Raw genomic sequence first — 17,669 nt, forward strand, 5'->3', positions numbered from 1 at the left:
CATGACGGACAAGACACGGAATTCGACAACGGACGGTGGTGTTCCAGCCGAGGAAGAAATTACACGACCGCTTGGCCTTCCGAGATGGGTCAGCGCGTTACTCCCAATCGTGTTGCTCGTGCTCGTCTTAGGCGTGTTCGCGTTCACGTCCCCGCTCGCCGGAGTACAGAGCGGCGAACCACTTCCCGACGTGACGATCACGCACACGACGCTTCCGAGCGACGAAACGGTCGTCCTGCACGTGACGAACAACGGGCCCGAATCTGTGACGATATCACAGGTTCTCGTCGATGAGGCCTACTGGGATTTCCGAGTCGAAGGAGCCGGTGGTGACCAAACACTCGCCCCGATGGAAAGCGCACAGATCGTGATTCCGTATCACTGGAATCCAGGGTGGGATCTCGACGTCACTCTCGTGCTCTCCGACGGAGCGACATTCGATAACACGATCGTCGCGCCGAGCCAGTCCCCCGGGTTTAGCCTCAGTCTGCTTGGGACGCTCGCAGTCATCGGACTGTTCGTCGGCGTGATCCCGGTCGCCTTAGGGATGCTCTGGTTCCCCTACATCAAGACGATGAGCGATCGGTGGCTACACGCCGTGCTCTTGTTCGCGGCTGGCGTACTGGGCTTTTTGGCGTTCGACGCCGGGTTCGAGGCGTTCGAACTCGCCGAACGAGTTCCGGGTGCGTATGAGGGCAACCTCTTGATCGTCTTCGGAATATTCGGCGCACTCCTCTTGGTACAGGCGATCAGTGCGTGGCGTGAGGGGCGTGTCGCCGCTGGTGATAAACAGGCGAGTAGCGGTCTCTGGATCGCCTATCTAGTCGCTGTCGGGATCGGTCTACACAACCTTGCGGAGGGGTTGGCAATCGGGAGTTCGTTCGCACTCGGGCGTGTGTCGCTCGGCGCATTCCTCGTAATCGGGTTCATGCTCCACAACGTGACGGAGGGTCCGGCTGTCGTCGCGCCAGTCGCCCGAGGAGAACGTCCGGCTCTCAAGCACTTCGCCGCGCTCGGCGTAATCGCCGGCGCACCAGTCATCCTCGGTGGCTGGATTGGTAGTCTCGCATACTCGCCGACGATCGGTGCCTTCTTCCTCGCGATCGGGGTTGGTGCAATCCTACAGGTTGACTGGGAGATCGCGCGAATGGTTCGCGACGCCGGCGGTCGGGTGGCGAGTGCGACGAACCTACTCGCATTTCTGCTCGGTCTCGGCATAATGTACGTGACCGACCTCTTCGTGGCGCTCTAATCGGCACTACTCATCTCTGTATCAATGACACCCGAATTCTACGATCGGCGGACGGTATTGCGACTCAGCACTGCCACCCTAGCGACGCTCAGCACGGCTGGGTGTTTGAGTGGGCAGACGTCGTCAGGCCAGACCGTCACGATGCCCGACAACCTCACGTTCGAGCCGAAGACTGCGACGGTAGAAACGGGGGAGACGGTAACGTGGACGAACGAGAGCGAAATCAAGCACACAGTCACAGCATATGAAGACGAGATTCCGGACGAGGCCGCGTACTTCGCAAGTGGTGGCTTTGAATCAGAGCGGGCTGCGAGGAATCGGGTCACCGAGGGGCTCATCGCTCCGGGTGAGAATTACGAGCACACGTTCGAGGAACCAGGCACGTACGGGTACTTTTGTATCCCACACGAGGGGTCCGGAATGGTCGGGACGGTTCGGGTAAAGTAATCGAACAATCAAGTTCCCGTTCCAACGAAACACGTCCGCAAACTCGTCACGATCCCTCCGCTAGTAGATTATCGACGAGGCGGGTGAATCGGTCGATCATCCGATCGGACAGCGAGGGTGTAATCTCTTCGAGGAGACGAGCGGTCTCAATCGGCTCGGCTGCGACCAGCGTCACGTGATTATTGGCATCTCGGTGTTTCTCGATGAGATTCTGCTCCGTCAAATGATTCAAGTGCCATTCGAGGGTTCCCCGAGCAATCCCGAGTGACTCTGTGACAGCGTTCGGTCTGGATGGCCCCTGTTCGAGAACACAGAATAAAATATCGCGTGCTGTTTCCCGGCGAATGACAGCGATTGCTCCCCGCTCCCACGCATCATATTCAGGTGTGTAATAGTGGATCCGGCCATAGAGAGGCAGTTCCACCACTCTCCCTTGATTCTGGAGTTCCCTGAGATGGTACTGTACCTGTCCCGGTGCAAGGTCGAGTCTCCGCGTGAGTGCGTTGAAGTGTTCTCCAGGATGGATGGCAATATACTCGTGAATCCGGTCACGTTGGTGTGTCATGTGTCCAAATTGGTCTCGTTCGAAGTGGTTCGAGAGTGATAGACCGCAGCAATAACGAGCGCAACAAGAATAACATCAAGTCCGTGTTCGAGTAGGTGATGTTCGGCGTGTGAAAACAGGCCGACGATGGTGATCCCCGCAACTGCAGAGCGTCCAAAAAGGGCAGCTAGCGCAACGACAACTAACAGATATGGACGAGATTGGCGCTGAACGAACGCGCCGATCGCTAGTCCCAGAAGCACCGCTGTACCGGCAGCCGCGATGGTGAGCACCGCGAGCAACGGAAGGGACCACGGATCGATGAACCCACTATGAAGTGGGATAAATCCCGCCATGTGGGCTGAATTTGAAACGCAGTTACCTGAGAACGTCGATTCGAATTACCCCCGGATGTTAGAATTATAGCGAGTGGGTGGTGGTTCCAAACTTCTTCTGAGGGGGCAGTCTCTGGGCACGAACCACGATTGACTCACTTTTTTGTCCTGCACAATCACCACATAAACATATGTACTCGTTCTCAGATCGCGCGCTGCTGACGGCAGTCGTCGCGGATGTCACGCTGATTTTCGGGTACGCCATCAGTGCGGTTCATCCTGACCGTCGAGTGTGGCCCATCGGCGACAGCTCGTGGCGGTGGTGGTTCAATTGGTCAGCGCTCTCCGTCGTGTTCGCTGGGTTTCCCGTGCTGGCCGCGCTTGATCGGGATTCATTCATTTTCACCGAACGCTGGAGCAAACTCGCAGGTAGCGGTATCGCCGCACTCGGTATGGGATTTGCCCTCTCAGCACTCTTTGAACTCGGGTGGATGGAAAGCAGTGGAAGAGAAGGGGAGCTTCGGACGGACGGTATCTACCAGTACACGCGCAACCCACAGAGCGTAGGATTCATTACGTTCATCGTCGGCGCGATCATCGCAGTGAACTCCAGGAAACTGGCTGTACACGGCGTCTTGACCATCCTTGTGTACGCACTGTTCCCGTTTGCCGAAGAACCGTGGCTGCGAGAGCAGTATGGCCAGGAATACGATGAATACCGCGAGCAGACCCCCCGATTTATCGGGTGGAACTTGGTGAAGAAGCTCTTCACCAGATAGTCCGCTACCGGCCTTGAGGGGAGGATTCAAGAACTCTACCAGAACCGCTTTTCCGTTGACTTCCTAATTGCCGGGTAATGAGTGATGAGAGAGGTATCCCTCGCCGAGAATTCCTCAAGTCGGCCATCGCTATCGGAGGAACAGCGGCATTTAGTGCCTGTCTAGGCCGTGAAGAGGTCGATGTCCCGACGGGCCCGGACGATCTCTCGTCGTATCCACAACGTCAACACGCTTGGAATGAGGTCCTCCCACGGGACGACCATGGGAACATCATCGCTCCGAGCCATCGTGTGCTTCTCTATTTGAATTACCGACGAGACGGGCAACCGAACGAAGACGACCGCGACCAAGTTGAAACAGCTCTCCGTGGCATCGAACACGCCTACGAGCGAAGCGGGGACGGGTTATTGCTCACGGTGAGTTATTCTCCGGCATACTTTTACCGATTCGACGACTCGCTTCCCGACGACGTTGACCTCCCCGATCCGGAAGCACTTGCTCCGTTTGAGGAACCCGAGTTCGATACGCCCGATGCGGTCGTCCATCTCGCAAGTAACACGGCACAGGTGGTGCTCGGTGCCGAAGAAGCCCTCAAAGGGAACAAATCGACTCTCAACGGTGTCGATCAGCCTGACGCTGCACTGACCGATGTCTTCTCACTCGCCGACCGGCGAACTGGATTTATCGGGGATGGACTCCCGGCGGAGAATGCAGACGATGCGGAGGGTGTTCCGGCCGACAAAGTCCCGGAGGACGCACCCCTGTTTATGGGATTCAAATCGGGATTCAAAAAGAACCAGGCCAGTGAAGACCGTGTCACGATCCAGTCGGGGCCGTTCGCCGGTGGCACGACTCAGCACATCTCCAAGCTCCAGCTCAACCTCAACCAGTGGTACAATCAGGACGATCGTTGGCAGCGTGAGGCGAAGATGTTCTGTCCGTACCACGCCGAGAACGACGTCATCGAGGGGGCTGGAGACAATCTCGGGACCAGCAGCAAAATCGACGACTGTCAGCCGACGGATGAAACGGCCCGCGAGATGGGCGTCGTCGGCCACTCTCAAAAATCCGCCCGCGCTCGCGACGACGATGACTCACCGCTCATCCTTCGGCGTGACTTCGATTCTACCGACGGTGGAGCCGCTAGTCTCCACTTTTTAGCGCTCCAGCGACGGATCACCGACTTCGTCGACACGAGAGAAGCGATGAACGGAACTGATGTTACCGAGCAGTCGGCCGTCGGTCAGCGAAACAACAACGGCATCCTGCAGTACATCCGTACGGAGCGTCGCGGTAATTTCCTCGTCCCCCCGCGATCGTTGCGCGCGCTGCCGCCTGGACAGCCGGCTGGGGACGCACAGGAGGTGACGCATGAATCGTCGTGACGTACTTCGAGCGGTCGGGGGCACGTCACTCATAGGGCTCGCGGGGTGTGCCGGCCTGTTCGAGACGCGATCAGCGCGGGCACCACCGCTCCCCGAGAACCGGCCGGACGCAGTATACTATCCGACCCACTATGAGGGCATGAAAATGCCCGGGATGAAGGAACAGGGCGGGTACAGGTGTGCGATCACGTACTCGTATGCGCACCGGTTCTGGCTGATGAAGCCGAATGGGATCACGAAGGTCGAGATTCAACCCGAGGATTCGATTCATCTCATGCCGGTCGTTTGGGAGACACAGACGGGGATTATCCCACCCGATATCAATCCACAGCTCACGATTACACAGAACGGTGAGTCGATTGATCAGTTCGCGCCGTGGCCGATGCTCTCCCAGCCGATGGGTTTTCACTTCGGTGATAACGCACAACTTCAGGGCGACGGCACATACACTGTCGAGGTCAGCATCGGCGGGCCGTCGACGCGACGGACCGGCTCGCTGGCCGAGAACCAAGGAAACACATCGTTCACGTTCGAGTTCGAGTTCAGCGAATCGACGCTCAATGAGATCTCGTACACGGATATCCCCGACGACAAGGAAGGCACGAAGGGTGCTGTCGACCTGATGGACATGGAGATGTTACCGAACTCGCAGGTGCCGACACCAGACGCACTCCCCGGCGACGTGCGTGGCTCGGAGACGAGCGGAGACGCGAAGTTCGCGATTACGGTCGTCGAAGACGCGTCGCGTTTCGGTGGTGACGAGGAGCAGAAGTACCTCGCTGTGTCTCCGCGCACGCCTTACAATCGGACCATGCTGCCGATGATGTCACTATCGGCAACACTACAACGCGACGGTACGTCGGTATTCGACGGAATTCTGCAGGCAACCATCGATTCAGATCTCCGCTATCACTATGGGACGACGGTTGCGGACGTACTGACGGGAGATGAACTGACGATCACAGTCGATTCGCCCCCACAAACGGCTCGCCATGAAGGATACGAGACAGCCTTCGTTGATATGCCAGATGTGCAGGTGACGTTGTAGTTTCAAAGGTGTCTTTAGAAATCCAATCGAAGCCAAACCCATGGAAGAGAAACACCTCTTACTGGCGGCGTTACTCGGCGTCGTCTCACTACTGGTACTCACCGGATTCGTCGTTCGCCTGGCGTAGACAGTCACAAAGTGACCGAGGCTGGCAGTTTCAGATACTTCCGGTTGATGACAGCGAGGTCGACTCAATATGAACCAACCAAACATACCATCGCAGATGGGACGATGAATCGACGAACGTTTCTCAGACAGGGAGCCGCCCTCTCGGGAGGACTGCTGCTGTCTGGTTGCTTGGGTCAGCTCGGGTTCGAGACGCAGTCCGCGTGGCGTGATCCACCGCTGGTGGAGGATCGACCTGACGCAGTCTACTATCCGGCAATCATCGAAGGGATGGGAATGTACGGAACGACGACGGCCGGCGATCTCGGATTTGCACTGATGCATTCCTTCCCGCACCGTTTCTGGAATCTCACTGGCTCACGAAAGACGAAAGTCGTCGTTCAGTCGGATGATTCGGTGCATCTGATGGCGAGTGTCTGGGACACCGAGACGGAGACGATCCTCCCGGTCGACGTCTCTGTCGAAATCAGTAACAGCGACGGTCGAGTGTCTTCGACCAACCTCTGGCCGATGATTTCGCCGAATATGGGGTTCCACTACGGCGACAATATCGCGCTTCCGGGGGAAGGACAGTACGATGTGACGCTCCAGATCGGCCCCTTGCAGACAGCTCGTACGAATCCATTCGACGGGCGATTTACAGAGGGACAGTCTGCCACGATGCAGTTCACGTTCGATACGGATGAGACGTACAATTTGGAGATTCGCCGGTTAGGCGACAAAGCCGGTACCCGTGGGACAGTCGATCTAATGGACATGGAAATGGTCCCTGAACCGGTCGTACCGACAAAATCCGAGCTTCCTGGTCGACTTCTCCACGAAGGGCAATCCAGTGATGCGACGATACTCGTTGCTCTCGTTGACGGTGACCATCGGTTTAGTGATAGTGACGGTCCCTTCCTGATCGTCTCTCCTCGAACACCGTACAATCGCGTGATGCTCCCGAGGATGGCTCTTTCAGCAACACTCGACCGAGGAGGGGACACAATCACACAAGGGACACTCCAAGCGTCCCTCGATCCCGACCTCGGGAGTTTCTATGGGATGGGTCTCGATGAACTCGAGACGGGCGATACGGTCAGACTCACCGTCGAGACACCACCCCAACTGGCGCGGCACGATGGCTACGAAACCGCATTTCTCGATATGGATCCGGTTGAGTTCACTGTCGAGTGAAGTTCCGAAGGGTGGCTTCTGTCAGCCAGTGTGCGACCAGCTGTACCCTCGAATCCACCAGAATCAGGGTAGATAAGGGGGCGTCGCTCCTGGAAGTGAGAGAATCCAGAGGCTAATGACGGTGTAACCGATCATCACAAGAATGAATGGGTACTGGCTCCGGATCGCGACGAGACGACTCGAGAAGAGTTCGTAGGCGGTCGCGTGCGCTGCCCAAATAGCGAGGAGATGCCCAACGAGCACGTAGGCGATACTCAAGCCCTCGAACCATCCAGGTGGAGACAATGTCAGGGGATTCGCTGGAGGCGACAGTGGGGAGACAATCGCCATCCCTAGAGCCGGACTGAGGGATACGGCCAGTCCAGTGTAGTGAGCGAGGTGATATCCCGCTGCGATAGCCAATAGCGAGGGTGCAAACCGAAAGGCGATGCGTTTCGCTGAGATGTATGTCCCAGTCCGTCGCCGAGAGAGTACGCCAGCATACCAATACGCGCCGAAGAAAACGACGTAGCCACTGACGAAAAGGAGCGTGTAGATGAGGATCGCACGAATTTGTACAGCTCCCACTCCGATATTGGAGTGGCTGACGAGTGTCTCGATAGTTGCTGCGCCCGTCTGCGTCGTGATGAAGCCACTGTACGTGAGTTCCCAGATTAGCGCAATGACGAACGCAACATCGGATGTGTCAGTGATTACGTCTGCGTTGGTCAGGTCACTACCGGGCAGTTTTACAGTAAGCTTCCCATCCCGCCGTTTTACAGGGGCGACAGCCCCGAAGAATCGGAACAGGACGGATAACGGATCTGCGTTCCCGAACCATGCATTGGGACCGACGAGTACCGCGCCTGCGATTGTGACGACACTGTAGCCGAGGATCGCAATCGAAAGAACGGACGGAATCGTGCTGACAGGAAAAATCACCTCAACCCACACGAGAAGTAATAGGCCACCAACAGCTGGCCATCGGGCTAATCCTTCTGGATACGTCCGGAATCCAGTTGGAAGTAGCGAGACGATTCCTCGCCAGGGGTTCAGCACTGGCCAGAGATTGCCTCCGAGATACGTGAGCATCGGCAAGCCTGCACGAACGACGACGAACGTGACCAAGATGGTGAAACTCGCTGTCGGGAGTTGAGGGCCCGTCACTCCGAGGTACACTGCCAGTCCGAGGACGACGATCCCGAGTCCACGTCCGGTCCACACAACAGGTGTTCGCCAGTCATCAATCGTTGGGCCAGGAACCGACCAGCTGTGGAGATAACGGATAAACGCCCGATCAGTGACGAAACTCGCCAGCAAAGCGGAGGCTCCGATTGTGGCACCACCGGTGGCAAGGTACAGCCATCGGGGAACGGCGAGGGTATCCCGTGGCTGCTTCGAGAGCGTCATTCCGTTCCCGGCAGCGACTGTTTCGGTAAACAGCGTCAATACCGAGACCCAGGTTACAAACTGAATCAGGAGTCTGAGCTTTGTGTTCGATACGACCCAATTATGAAGCCTCGACTCTAGCCCTGAGTCTGTGTCTCCCTCCCTGCGTGCTCCAGAATTCGTGTCTGAGTCAGGCGACGATGGCATATAGCATTAAGAAACCGAAGTATAGGAGCACAAGGGCTCCAAGTGCTTTCAGACGCAGCGTGCGTAACTCGTCTTCTTCGTCCGCTCTGGCAGAGAGGAACGCGTCTTCCTCGTCGGCATCCAACTCTTGGGGATGTTCTAAGCCTTTGTGGAGGACGAGGCGGTCGGTCGTTGGGAACGGATGCCCACAGTAATCACACTCCCCTGCAGGAGAGTCACGCTGTGGAACCGTAGTGCCTTCGTATGACATACTCTCGAAAGCTGTTAATCGGCCGTAGGCCAGTCAGCGTTGAAACCGTTCTGGTTCGACGTTCGAACTTCTCCGCTCGTATATCGACTTACGTGGCGATATCAGCGGGCAGAATGGTCGGCTACAACAGATCTACTAGCGAAGAACGAAGCTGTACAAACACTCCCTTTGACGGCGTTGAAGTAGCCTTTTGTTCAGAGTGGTTGTCCTCGGCCGGGGACTGACTCTTCGCTTCTCGCTCTTCTTCGTAGGCGTCGCAGTAGATGCACATGAAAAAGAGTAGGCAGAGCGTCTCTATAAAACCATTTGACCGTAAGATGGGATATCGCGGAGAATTAGGATGAAGAAGCATTACCGGCTTAAGAGTGAGACGTTATATCGCACGAATATTAACTAACGTCTGAATCACAGCCATATTCTATTAACGATGAAGGGATCAATAACAGCCGATTTATTATATCGTGAAACTCAATTCGAGATAATGAGCGATCCATCTGACTCGGACGCAACCTTCACCGGGTCGAGTCCATGGCCACTCTTCGTCGCGATTGGATTTGCTCTCTCGGAGGTCGGTGTTGTTCTCGGCCTTCGTCCTGTATCCGTTGCAGGACTTTTGTTGTTCGTAGGGTCTGTTGCTGGCATTCTTACGGAGGCGGGGTATATCTCTGGCCCAGCGAAAGCTGCAGGTATTCAAGGATTCGTCCTCATCGGCATCGGAATCCTGTTGATCACAGAAAATCAGATTGGGACAACAATCCGTGGTCAATCGATTGCTATCGCTGGCATCATCTGTCTCGTTGGCGCAGCTCTCTGGGTCGGCTTCGTTCGGAAGAAGACCCGCGCCAAAATGTCGAAGACCGAGACACCGGAAACAACATCTGATTGAGCGACAGTACCGTACTACAATAATATTCGATACCACAAGAGAGAGATCACGTTCGTGGTTCTACTTGCTATCAGAATCAGGAGGGGACGATACTGAATCCGATGAGTACCAGTGGTGATGTGGTCAGCGTCGGTCTCACCGTGTGTGAAGTCCGTACCTTCTCCTCGGGATCAAACACGGCGAGTATCGAGCAATTCGGACTTAGGTCCGGAGAATGGGACGGATTACCGGCCGAATTAATAACTCGGCCCGAATATTTTATTAGAGACTGCCATAATAAGGCCGTTTAGTAGCAGTCGATTTAATAAGTCTGTAGTAGCTAGCGGTATGTAATGACCTCACCTGACGAGGAATCCCACGATGGAAGTGGTGAACCACCGGATCACACCCACGACCACGGAGAGGATTCTCACGAGCAGGCTCATACACATGACCACGAGCACGAGGAGCACGAGCATATCCGGCACACAGGACAAGACGGTGATGACGTTGCCCAATCGATAGATCAAGGGGATGTTGCACAGTTCTCCGTTCCGGAGATGGACTGCCCATCCTGTGCAGGAAAGGTCGAAAACAGCGTCGGAAAGCTGGACGGAATCAATAGCGTCGATCCACAGGTGACGACGGGAACACTGACGGTTTCGTACGACCGCGAGCAAACGAGCGCCACCGCAATAGCTGAACGTGTTGAAAAAGCTGGATACACCGTCGAGAACACTGGCGAAGTGACCTCGAAATTCACCGTCCCAGAGATGGATTGCGCTTCGTGCGCGGGTAAAATCGAAAACGCCCTCAACCGGGTCGGTGGAGTCACAACATACGAGACGCAGCCGACGACCGGAACCGTCGTCGTCACGTACGATTCGTCGCGGGCTGGGCAAGCTGATGTCATCAACGCGATCGAAAGCGCTGGGTACGAGGTCACAGCCACGACAGGTGACGAATCAGGACGGCAGGAAGCGGGCGGAGAGCGCGAGGGTATCTGGACCAGTTCGCGCGCACTCAAGACGTGGGTGAGTGGTGGATTCGTCGCCCTCGGCTTACTCTTCGAATTCTTCCTGATCGGCCAGAATATACAGATCGCAGGCCTTCTCGGTACTGATCTGCTGGTCGCCGACGTACTGTTTCTGATTGCAGTGGCCACCGGCGGCCAGGAGATCCTTCGCAACGGCTACTACTCGGCGCGGAATCTGAACCTCGATATCGACTTTCTGATGTCGGTGGCTATCCTCGGCGCACTCGTTGCGAGTCTCGTCTTCGGTGAGGCACTCTACTTCGAGGCCGCCACCCTCGCGTTCCTGTTCAGCGTCGCGGAACTGCTGGAGCGGTACTCGATGGATCGCGCCCGGAACTCCCTCCGCGAGCTGATGGACCTCTCTCCGGATGAAGCGACGGTCAAGCGTGATGGAAGCACGGAGACGATTCCCGTCGATGAGGTCGCCGTGGGAGACATCGTCGTCGTCAAGCCGGGGGAGAAAATCCCGATGGACGGGGCCGTCGTCGACGGTGAAAGCGCAGTCAATCAGGCACCGATCACGGGTGAAAGCGTCCCCGTCGACAAGACGACGGGCGACGAGGTGTACGCCGGCACCATCAACGAGGAGGGCTATCTCGAAGTGGAGGTCACCTCTGAAGCCGGTGATAATACGCTTTCGCGCATCGTGGAGCTGGTCGAAGATGCACAGTCGAACAAGACCGAACGCGAGCAGTTCGTCGAGCGCTTCTCGACGTACTACACACCAGTCGTCGTCGCCTTCGCCATCCTGACGACGGTGGGAAGCCCATATGTCCTCGGCACAACCTGGTCCACGGCCGTCGTCTACGGGCTGACGCTGCTGGTATTGGCCTGTCCCTGTGCGTTCGTCATCTCGACGCCTGTCTCGGTGGTGTCGGGAATTACGAGTGCCGCGAAGAACGGCGTCCTGATCAAAGGCGGTAACCACCTCGAAGCGATGGGTGCGGTCGACGTCGTCGCGTTCGATAAGACGGGAACCCTGACGAAGGGTGAGCTCACCGTCACGGACGTCGTTCCTCTGAACGGGAATTCGGAGGAGGACGTGCTCCGGTGTGCACGGGGACTCGAACAACGGAGTGAACACCCCATCGGCGAGGCGATCGTCGCCGAAGCCGGCAGCGCAGGGGTCGCCGAGCTCGAGATCGATGACTTCGAGAGCATCACCGGCAAGGGTGTTCGTGCCGACCTCGACGGGACTCCACACTTCGCAGGCAAACCGGGTCTGTTTGAGGAGTTAGATTTCGATCTTTCGCACGTTCACGCGACGACCGACGGTGGCGTCGTGACACAGACAGCCCGGCAGATGTGTGACCGGAACAACTGTCTCGATCTCCTCGAAGAGACCGTTCCCGAACTCCAGGCTGAAGGCAAGACCGTCGTCCTCGTTGGGACCGAAGACGAACTCGAGGGCGTCATCGCGGTCGCCGACGAGATTCGGCCGGAAGCGAAGCGAACGGTGACGCGACTGAAGCAACTCGGTGTCTCCCGAACGGTGATGCTGACGGGGGACAACGAACGGACTGCCCGCGCGATCGCCGACCAGGTCGGTGTCGACGAGTATCAGGCCGAACTACTCCCCGAAGAGAAGGTGGCCGCGATAGAGGAACTCGTCGATGAGTTCGATGGGGTTGCGATGGTCGGTGACGGCATCAACGACGCACCGGCGCTCGCCACCGCCACAGTCGGTGTGGCGATGGGGGCTGCCGGGACGGATACGGCGCTGGAGACCGCGGACATCGCCTTGATGGGCGATGACCTCGCAAAGCTCCCGTACCTCTACGAACTCGCAAACGATGCGAACGGTGTCATCCGGCAGAACATCTGGTCGAGTCTCGCTGTCAAAGCCGGGCTGGCCGTCGCAGTCCCGTTCGGATACGTCCCAATCTGGCTGGCGGTCCTCGCTGGCGACGCCGGGATGACGACGGCCGTTACCGGGAATGCGATGCGACTCTCTCGAATTACGCCAGACACAGACACCGAAACCAACGCTTCGGAGGGGTAAGATGGGTGCTGAGAACGAGGGAAATGCAACATCCCATACGGAGTCAGATCAGCAGGAATACCCGTTCGGACTCTCGTCTCCGCAGTTTGCTGTCCTCGTTGTGCTCGTTGGGCTCATCGGTCCCGGTTTGCTGGTATACACCCTCGAACAGGCGAATCTCTCTGCCGTAGCTGATCTCGTGTGGATCGTCGGCTATGGTACAACCATATTTGTCGTTTGGTACATCTGGCTTCGTCCGCTCGACTTCAGTGGCTCCTCCGCCCAGGATATATCGCTCACCGAGGAATCGGAAGATTCCGACACAGCAGCTGAGGAACGGGATAGCGAGTCTGACTCCTCGGATCGTACTGAATCCTCTACGGAGGATTCGACGTTGGCGACTGAAGATAGGTCGGAGGAGTCTACTCAGGAATCCTCAGATTCCCCGGAATCGAAATAGCACTCCCTCCAACGTGAATGTATGACGCTCCACGAGCACGCACAAGAGGATACGGCAGAACACGAACACCCGTCTGAAACAAGTGGTAGTACGCGTCGGCTTGCGCTCGTCGCGGTCGTGAATTTCCTCGGATTCGTCATCGAACTGGCTGGTGGACTCCTGTTCGGGTCGGTCGCGCTCATCAGCGACGCACTCCACATGCTGTTCGATATGCTTGCGTACGCGATGGCGTTTGGCGCGAGCTACACCGCCGAACGGTTCGAGGGTGGCGAGGCGTGGTCCTACGGTCTCCACCGACTGGAGCCGGTTGCGGCCTTCCTGAACGGCGTCTTGCTCCTTCCAATGGTCGGATACATCGTCTGGGAGTCCTACCAGCGGTTCCTTGAGCCAGTGGCGATCAATCCAGAGTTGACGCTGATCATCGCGACGGGTGGACTGCTGGTGAACATCGGCTCCGTGTACGTGTTGCAGGGTGGTGAGATGAGTCTCAACGAGCGCGGGGCGTTCTACCACCTGCTCGGTGACGCCGGTGGCTCTGTTGCGGTAATCGTCTCGACCGCCGCCGTCGCAGTGTTCGACCTCCCTATCGCAGACCCTGTGGCGGCCGTACTCATTGGGCTGCTGGTACTCGCGTCGGCTGGGAACGTCCTCCGGGAAAGCACCTCGATCCTGCTGGAACGGAGCCCGGTGTCGTCTGAAGAACTCCGGGATGAATTGACGACACTCGACGGCGTCGACCAGATTGAGGATCTCCACGTCTGGCAAGTCTGTAGTCAACTCACCGTCGCAACCGTCCGGCTCACCGATACGTCGACCACACTTGAGGAGCAACGGACAATTCAGTCACAGGTCCACAACCATCTCACGGATCGAGGAATCGACCATGCAACCGTCGAGCTCGTCGGGCATACCGATCCAGATACCGACCCTGTCGGTACTACGAATCACTCCCACTAGCGATGTCCCACACAGCACCCAATCGAATGTTCGAGGTGTTGGACGAGACGAACGAGAACCTCATTGCGATTCGCGTCGGGCAGGGCACGCGAACAGGCTATCAAGAGCTGTACTCGCTGCTCGTCGAAAAGAGTGACCAGTACGGGCACATCCACGTGTACGAGGAAGTTCCGAACTGGACGTTCAGGACGTTTCTCACACACCTCCACGGAGTGGTTCCCGATCTCCGGTACGGCCCTGACTTCGATATCGACCGGTACGCCGCAGTCGGCGATACACGATGGGCGAAACTCTTGTTCGACTGGTGGTATGCAATCCGGCCGATCTGGCCAGTTGCTCCCAACGAAATGCGATACTTTGAGGTCAAGAAACGCGAGCAAGCTCTCAACTGGCTTCGAGAGGAAATTTAGTTACGAATTCGGTTACCTCCGCCGACGGCGATGAGGAGTGCGGAGACAAGCGTCAGTCCGAGTTGTGGTTCCCGGAACCAGAACGGCGTTGAGGGAACGACTGCCCGAAGCCCGACCAGTAGTAGTGAGAGGCCCGGCACGCCGGCGTCAGGGCTGTCGACGCTGCTGCCGTTATTCGTGTAGGTCGGGGCTCCGACAGGCTCGCCATATGGCAGCCGGTCGGCTTCGTATGGGATACGCTCTGTTCGAACGCTCCAGACGACAGTCCCGGATTCGTCGACCTCTACGAGTCGCCGATTGAGGGTGTCGGTGATGAGCGTGTTTCCGTTCGGGAGGCGATCTGCATCCCGAGGCCAATCTAATGCGACCCCCTCTACCTGATCTACGGCCCACGCTGGCTCCCACTCACCGGTCTCCGTTCGATGGAGTTCGACGACACGGTCGTTCTCGCTGTCAGCGACGAGGACAGCACCATCACCGAGCCACTGGGGGTTGTGCTGGTGGTTGAGCACGTCGGGGTCACCACATCGAATATCGCCATCACTGTCATAGTCGGCTAGCTGATCTGACTTCCGACAGTTGGCATCGTTTGAATCGGTCGTGTCCTCGTTGATGACGTCGACGACGCCCTCACCGCGTTCGATGACGAGAAGTTGGTTGGCATTCCGTACTGAGACGAGATAGCGCCCGGTGCTGATGACATCCACGTCGTTGATGTGCAGCCAGTCGGTCGTCGTCGGATCTTGTGGGGCGTCGTAGAACGAACTCGCATTCCACTGCCACGTGACTTCGCCGTTCTTGACAGTAAATATACGCTCGTACTCCATATCCGTCACGAGGTATTCTCCTGTCTGAAGTCGTTCGACATCGTGGACTTCGCTGTTCTTGTTCGTTCGGACCGGGAAGCTATACTCCGAAAGCACCTGTGGGTCTTGTCCGGGGTCAATGACTCGGAATCCCGTTCGGGTACAGGGAGATTCGTACGGTCCGCACGAAGTATATCCGCTATCCATAAACCCAGCTAACACTGTTCCGTTCTCCGATTGTGTGACGTCGAAATAGCTATCAGCACTCGATTCACGCCAGGTAGTGTTCGTACCGTTGAGAAGGTAGACGCTGCCGTATTCGTGCCAGCCCGGGCCACCCCCCTGAGACCCGACTAACGTATGTGGCTGGTAATCGAGTTTCGTTGTTCGGTCTATTGATGGGGCAAGCGCTGCACTCACGGTGAAGGTACCTACTAGGAGAATGATTCCCCCGACGAACAAGAAGGTGCCAAGGGAGATAGATGAGATCCGATTCCAAATTCTTGAAACTCCAGAACGATCAATCATTGTCTCTTGAGACCATCAATGTTCCAAATCCCTTTCGACGAACGAAGTCTAAATGTTCCCGACTCAAATGACTGTGATATAATCTGTTGAGATGGAATCCTCTCAGATTTCGTGGAAGGCTCCAAATTAGCAAAATCAATAGTTATCTCCTTAATCAGTGTATACTCGTCAGCCGCCTCAACGTAGGTTAGCGTATATTTTTGAGCCGGATCGACGCCATACTGTTCGCCTGAGCCATTCAGTTCAGAGGTCCAAACCTGCATCTCGTCTTCAGATAGGTTACGCCAGTTGGTCATGTCATCGAGAACTTCTTGATAGGTAGTATTAACTGCTGAACAGGAGCGTCGCCAAATGATAATACTGAGTGAAACTCCAATAAGCGGGAATAATATAAAAACAACAAGAGCATACGAATCGACCACCCATGCAAGCGGGATTAAGAGTACGCTGGCCAGGACAAAACTGGCCACAAAATATCGAATCAATATGTCTATTGGGTTCCACGCCTGTTGCCACTGCCGATGCGAGATATCGGTTTTTTCTGGAATCGTGATGCGGTGCATTAGCTGAATTCTCGTTCGGGGTTAGTTCTTGGAATTAGCCCCAGAGTTAGATATTGAGCCACGATCATTGCTGTATGTGGAGAGAGTACATGATGACCGCGAGGCCAAGGGCGACGAACAGGCTGTTAATGAGAACGCCGAGGGCCAATCCGACAGAAAAGAACTGATTGGCCACGCCAGTCAGGATTGCCCCGAGTGTGATGATACCGAACCCGACACCAAGGACGCGTAGCGAGTCCTCACCCGTCCGTCGATAGGCTTTAAATGCAATGTAGGTGATCCCGCCACCGAGAAGCAGAATTACAAATTTGACGACTGCAATCGCCGTGATGACGCCGTTCATACTTCGTCCCCCATCATCGACCAGATATCTGCAAGCCGTTCGTCGGTAGATTGCGGCGGTCGGTCGACACTCACCGAAAACGTCCCTGTGTCGTCCATAGAGATTGTGACGTCCTCGAACGACCGCTCGTAGTAGGTGACCCGTCCACCTCCGGGGTTGATCGTCTCCTGTTCTCGAACGAGGGAAGCGGAACTGAGGAGTTCTAATTTTCGATACAGCGTCGACTTGGGGATGTCACATGCGTCGAGGAGTTCGTTCGCAGTCATTGGTTCGATAGTTTCCTGGAGAATAGCCCGACACGCGGGATCATCCAGCGCATCAAGGACATCTTGTACCTCCGGAGTGTCCTCGGACGACACTGAATCATCTCCCATTATTCGATAATACGTGGTCCTCGGGATATGGTGTCCGATTGCTGGAGAGGCATCCCATTGGTCCCACGAACTCAGTCGGGATCGTGGTTCCAGAATCATGACGGCCGATCCATCGAAAGAGGGGAGACATGGTGACACAGTTGTGAAGCGGTTATGAATCGTGCTGAATTTCGAGTCGTTGTTCGCCTGCGTCTGTGATCTCGTAGAGACCCCTCCCCAGTGGAACAATACAGCCCTCACTATGGAGGTGAGCACACGTTTGGTCAATGGTGATCGGGTGTCCATCGACGGCGTTAGTGATCTCCATCACATGGCACGGTGACTCTTCCACGAGCAGCTCCAATACTTCGAGCTCGGTCTGTATTGAGAACTCGCTCATGGTAAATATCGTGTCACGACCCAATCAGTGGCCGAATTTCGCCCGGCAGG

Annotated in this window: 20 protein-coding genes; 11 read left to right on the forward strand and 9 right to left on the reverse strand. The window is 56.5% G+C overall.

The genetic code is table 11. The annotated features are described in order from the left end of the window. Position 1 precedes the first annotated feature (1 nt). Entirely contained in the window at positions 2–1,252 is a 1,251-nt protein-coding gene (locus tag EGH21_RS17865; protein ID WP_220619806.1) for a ZIP family metal transporter, read from the forward strand. Between the two features lie 141 nt (positions 1,253–1,393). Next, positions 1,394–1,699 (forward strand): cupredoxin domain-containing protein, encoded by a 306-nt coding sequence (locus tag EGH21_RS17870; RefSeq protein WP_425433317.1) that lies wholly within the window; start codon positions 1,394–1,396, stop codon positions 1,697–1,699. Between the two features lie 46 nt (positions 1,700–1,745). Here the strand turns inward: EGH21_RS17870 and EGH21_RS17875 are convergent, their stop codons facing one another. Both EGH21_RS17875 and EGH21_RS17880 read right to left on the reverse strand, forming a co-directional pair. Further along, positions 1,746–2,264, reverse strand: a complete 519-nt coding sequence (locus tag EGH21_RS17875) for a winged helix-turn-helix transcriptional regulator (RefSeq protein WP_220619808.1) — start codon at positions 2,262–2,264, stop codon at positions 1,746–1,748. Continuing rightward, positions 2,261–2,599, reverse strand: coding sequence for a DUF7471 family protein (locus tag EGH21_RS17880; protein ID WP_220619809.1), 339 nt, complete (start codon positions 2,597–2,599; stop codon positions 2,261–2,263). The genes EGH21_RS17875 and EGH21_RS17880 overlap by 4 nt, the downstream gene beginning before the upstream one ends. A gap of 170 nt (positions 2,600–2,769) precedes the next feature. On the opposite strand from EGH21_RS17880, the gene EGH21_RS17885 reads away from it, so the two are divergent. From EGH21_RS17885 to EGH21_RS17900, 4 genes are all read left to right on the forward strand, one after another. After that, positions 2,770–3,357, forward strand: coding sequence for a methyltransferase family protein (locus EGH21_RS17885; protein ID WP_220619810.1), 588 nt, complete (start codon positions 2,770–2,772; stop codon positions 3,355–3,357). Between the two features lie 77 nt (positions 3,358–3,434). Then, positions 3,435–4,742: a DUF7405 family protein gene (locus EGH21_RS17890; RefSeq protein WP_220619811.1), complete on the forward strand. Its 1,308-nt coding sequence runs from the start codon at positions 3,435–3,437 to the stop codon at positions 4,740–4,742. Continuing rightward, on the forward strand, positions 4,729–5,790 hold the full coding sequence (locus EGH21_RS17895) for an iron transporter (protein WP_220619812.1): 1,062 nt from the start codon (positions 4,729–4,731) through the stop codon (positions 5,788–5,790). The genes EGH21_RS17890 and EGH21_RS17895 overlap by 14 nt, the downstream gene beginning before the upstream one ends. 231 nt (positions 5,791–6,021) lie before the next feature. Beyond that, the gene (locus EGH21_RS17900; RefSeq protein ID WP_220619813.1) at positions 6,022–7,092 is read left to right on the forward strand and encodes an iron transporter; all 1,071 of its coding nucleotides are present in this window, start codon (positions 6,022–6,024) and stop codon (positions 7,090–7,092) included. A 63-nt stretch (positions 7,093–7,155) separates the two neighbouring features. Here EGH21_RS17900 and EGH21_RS17905 read toward each other — a convergent pair whose 3' ends face one another. Then, the gene (locus EGH21_RS17905) at positions 7,156–8,667 is read right to left on the reverse strand and encodes a hypothetical protein (RefSeq protein ID WP_220619814.1); all 1,512 of its coding nucleotides are present in this window, start codon (positions 8,665–8,667) and stop codon (positions 7,156–7,158) included. Then, positions 8,651–8,917, reverse strand: coding sequence for a DNA-binding protein (locus tag EGH21_RS17910; RefSeq protein ID WP_220619815.1), 267 nt, complete (start codon positions 8,915–8,917; stop codon positions 8,651–8,653). Before EGH21_RS17910 ends, EGH21_RS17905 begins: the two co-directional genes overlap by 17 nt. A gap of 481 nt (positions 8,918–9,398) precedes the next feature. Between EGH21_RS17910 and EGH21_RS17915 the strand changes: the two genes are divergently transcribed. From EGH21_RS17915 to EGH21_RS17935, 5 genes are all read left to right on the forward strand, one after another. Beyond that, on the forward strand, positions 9,399–9,803 hold the full coding sequence (locus tag EGH21_RS17915; RefSeq protein WP_220619816.1) for a DUF7541 family protein: 405 nt from the start codon (positions 9,399–9,401) through the stop codon (positions 9,801–9,803). 458 nt (positions 9,804–10,261) lie between these two features. Continuing rightward, entirely contained in the window at positions 10,262–12,820 is a 2,559-nt protein-coding gene (locus EGH21_RS17920; RefSeq protein ID WP_328765714.1) for a heavy metal translocating P-type ATPase, read from the forward strand. Position 12,821: 1 nt separating this feature from the next. After that, on the forward strand, positions 12,822–13,259 hold the full coding sequence (locus tag EGH21_RS17925) for a DUF7996 family protein (RefSeq protein WP_220619818.1): 438 nt from the start codon (positions 12,822–12,824) through the stop codon (positions 13,257–13,259). A 21-nt stretch (positions 13,260–13,280) separates the two neighbouring features. Next, positions 13,281–14,216, forward strand: a complete 936-nt coding sequence (locus EGH21_RS17930; protein ID WP_142980629.1) for a cation diffusion facilitator family transporter — start codon at positions 13,281–13,283, stop codon at positions 14,214–14,216. Between the two features lie 26 nt (positions 14,217–14,242). Then, positions 14,243–14,626 (forward strand): SpoIIAA family protein, encoded by a 384-nt coding sequence (locus EGH21_RS17935; RefSeq protein WP_142980653.1) that lies wholly within the window; start codon positions 14,243–14,245, stop codon positions 14,624–14,626. On the opposite strand, the gene EGH21_RS17940 is transcribed toward EGH21_RS17935, so the two are convergent. The 5 genes from EGH21_RS17940 to EGH21_RS17960 form a co-directional block, all read right to left on the reverse strand. Beyond that, the gene (locus EGH21_RS17940) at positions 14,623–15,960 is read right to left on the reverse strand and encodes an arylsulfotransferase family protein (RefSeq protein WP_142980628.1); all 1,338 of its coding nucleotides are present in this window, start codon (positions 15,958–15,960) and stop codon (positions 14,623–14,625) included. The genes EGH21_RS17935 and EGH21_RS17940 overlap by 4 nt on opposite strands. Then, positions 15,957–16,523 (reverse strand): hypothetical protein, encoded by a 567-nt coding sequence (locus EGH21_RS17945; RefSeq protein ID WP_142980627.1) that lies wholly within the window; start codon positions 16,521–16,523, stop codon positions 15,957–15,959. Before EGH21_RS17945 ends, EGH21_RS17940 begins: the two co-directional genes overlap by 4 nt. A gap of 64 nt (positions 16,524–16,587) precedes the next feature. Further along, positions 16,588–16,866, reverse strand: coding sequence for a DUF7521 family protein (locus EGH21_RS17950; protein WP_142980626.1), 279 nt, complete (start codon positions 16,864–16,866; stop codon positions 16,588–16,590). Further along, complete coding sequence (locus EGH21_RS17955; protein ID WP_142980625.1) at positions 16,863–17,240, reverse strand: winged helix-turn-helix domain-containing protein; 378 nt, start codon at positions 17,238–17,240, stop codon at positions 16,863–16,865. Before EGH21_RS17955 ends, EGH21_RS17950 begins: the two co-directional genes overlap by 4 nt. 151 nt (positions 17,241–17,391) lie before the next feature. After that, positions 17,392–17,619 (reverse strand): transcriptional regulator, encoded by a 228-nt coding sequence (locus EGH21_RS17960; RefSeq protein ID WP_142980624.1) that lies wholly within the window; start codon positions 17,617–17,619, stop codon positions 17,392–17,394. Positions 17,620–17,669: the final 50 nt, after the last annotated feature.

Source organism: Haloarcula rubra, from assembly GCF_019599465.1.
GTDB lineage: Archaea > Halobacteriota > Halobacteria > Halobacteriales > Haloarculaceae > Haloarcula > Haloarcula rubra.

What these genes read in the sequence shown, in the direction of transcription:
- EGH21_RS17900 (WP_220619813.1), top strand. Translation starts at nt 6,022, where the DNA reads ATGAATCGACGAACGTTTCTCAGACAGGGAGCCGCCCTCTCGGGAGGA.
- EGH21_RS17865 (WP_220619806.1), top strand. Translation starts at nt 2, where the DNA reads ATGACGGACAAGACACGGAATTCGACAACGGACGGTGGTGTTCCAGCC.
- EGH21_RS17960 (WP_142980624.1), bottom strand. Translation starts at nt 17,619, where the DNA reads ATGAGCGAGTTCTCAATACAGACCGAGCTCGAAGTATTGGAGCTGCTC.
- EGH21_RS17880 (WP_220619809.1), bottom strand. Translation starts at nt 2,599, where the DNA reads ATGGCGGGATTTATCCCACTTCATAGTGGGTTCATCGATCCGTGGTCC.
- EGH21_RS17940 (WP_142980628.1), bottom strand. Translation starts at nt 15,960, where the DNA reads ATGATTGATCGTTCTGGAGTTTCAAGAATTTGGAATCGGATCTCATCT.
- EGH21_RS17905 (WP_220619814.1), bottom strand. Translation starts at nt 8,667, where the DNA reads ATGCCATCGTCGCCTGACTCAGACACGAATTCTGGAGCACGCAGGGAG.
- EGH21_RS17930 (WP_142980629.1), top strand. Translation starts at nt 13,281, where the DNA reads ATGACGCTCCACGAGCACGCACAAGAGGATACGGCAGAACACGAACAC.
- EGH21_RS17925 (WP_220619818.1), top strand. Translation starts at nt 12,822, where the DNA reads ATGGGTGCTGAGAACGAGGGAAATGCAACATCCCATACGGAGTCAGAT.
- EGH21_RS17895 (WP_220619812.1), top strand. Translation starts at nt 4,729, where the DNA reads ATGAATCGTCGTGACGTACTTCGAGCGGTCGGGGGCACGTCACTCATA.
- EGH21_RS17910 (WP_220619815.1), bottom strand. Translation starts at nt 8,917, where the DNA reads ATGTCATACGAAGGCACTACGGTTCCACAGCGTGACTCTCCTGCAGGG.
- EGH21_RS17870 (WP_425433317.1), top strand. Translation starts at nt 1,394, where the DNA reads ATGCCCGACAACCTCACGTTCGAGCCGAAGACTGCGACGGTAGAAACG.
- EGH21_RS17915 (WP_220619816.1), top strand. Translation starts at nt 9,399, where the DNA reads ATGAGCGATCCATCTGACTCGGACGCAACCTTCACCGGGTCGAGTCCA.
- EGH21_RS17950 (WP_142980626.1), bottom strand. Translation starts at nt 16,866, where the DNA reads ATGAACGGCGTCATCACGGCGATTGCAGTCGTCAAATTTGTAATTCTG.
- EGH21_RS17890 (WP_220619811.1), top strand. Translation starts at nt 3,435, where the DNA reads ATGAGTGATGAGAGAGGTATCCCTCGCCGAGAATTCCTCAAGTCGGCC.
- EGH21_RS17955 (WP_142980625.1), bottom strand. Translation starts at nt 17,240, where the DNA reads ATGGGAGATGATTCAGTGTCGTCCGAGGACACTCCGGAGGTACAAGAT.
- EGH21_RS17875 (WP_220619808.1), bottom strand. Translation starts at nt 2,264, where the DNA reads ATGACACACCAACGTGACCGGATTCACGAGTATATTGCCATCCATCCT.
- EGH21_RS17885 (WP_220619810.1), top strand. Translation starts at nt 2,770, where the DNA reads ATGTACTCGTTCTCAGATCGCGCGCTGCTGACGGCAGTCGTCGCGGAT.
- EGH21_RS17935 (WP_142980653.1), top strand. Translation starts at nt 14,243, where the DNA reads ATGTTCGAGGTGTTGGACGAGACGAACGAGAACCTCATTGCGATTCGC.
- EGH21_RS17945 (WP_142980627.1), bottom strand. Translation starts at nt 16,523, where the DNA reads ATGCACCGCATCACGATTCCAGAAAAAACCGATATCTCGCATCGGCAG.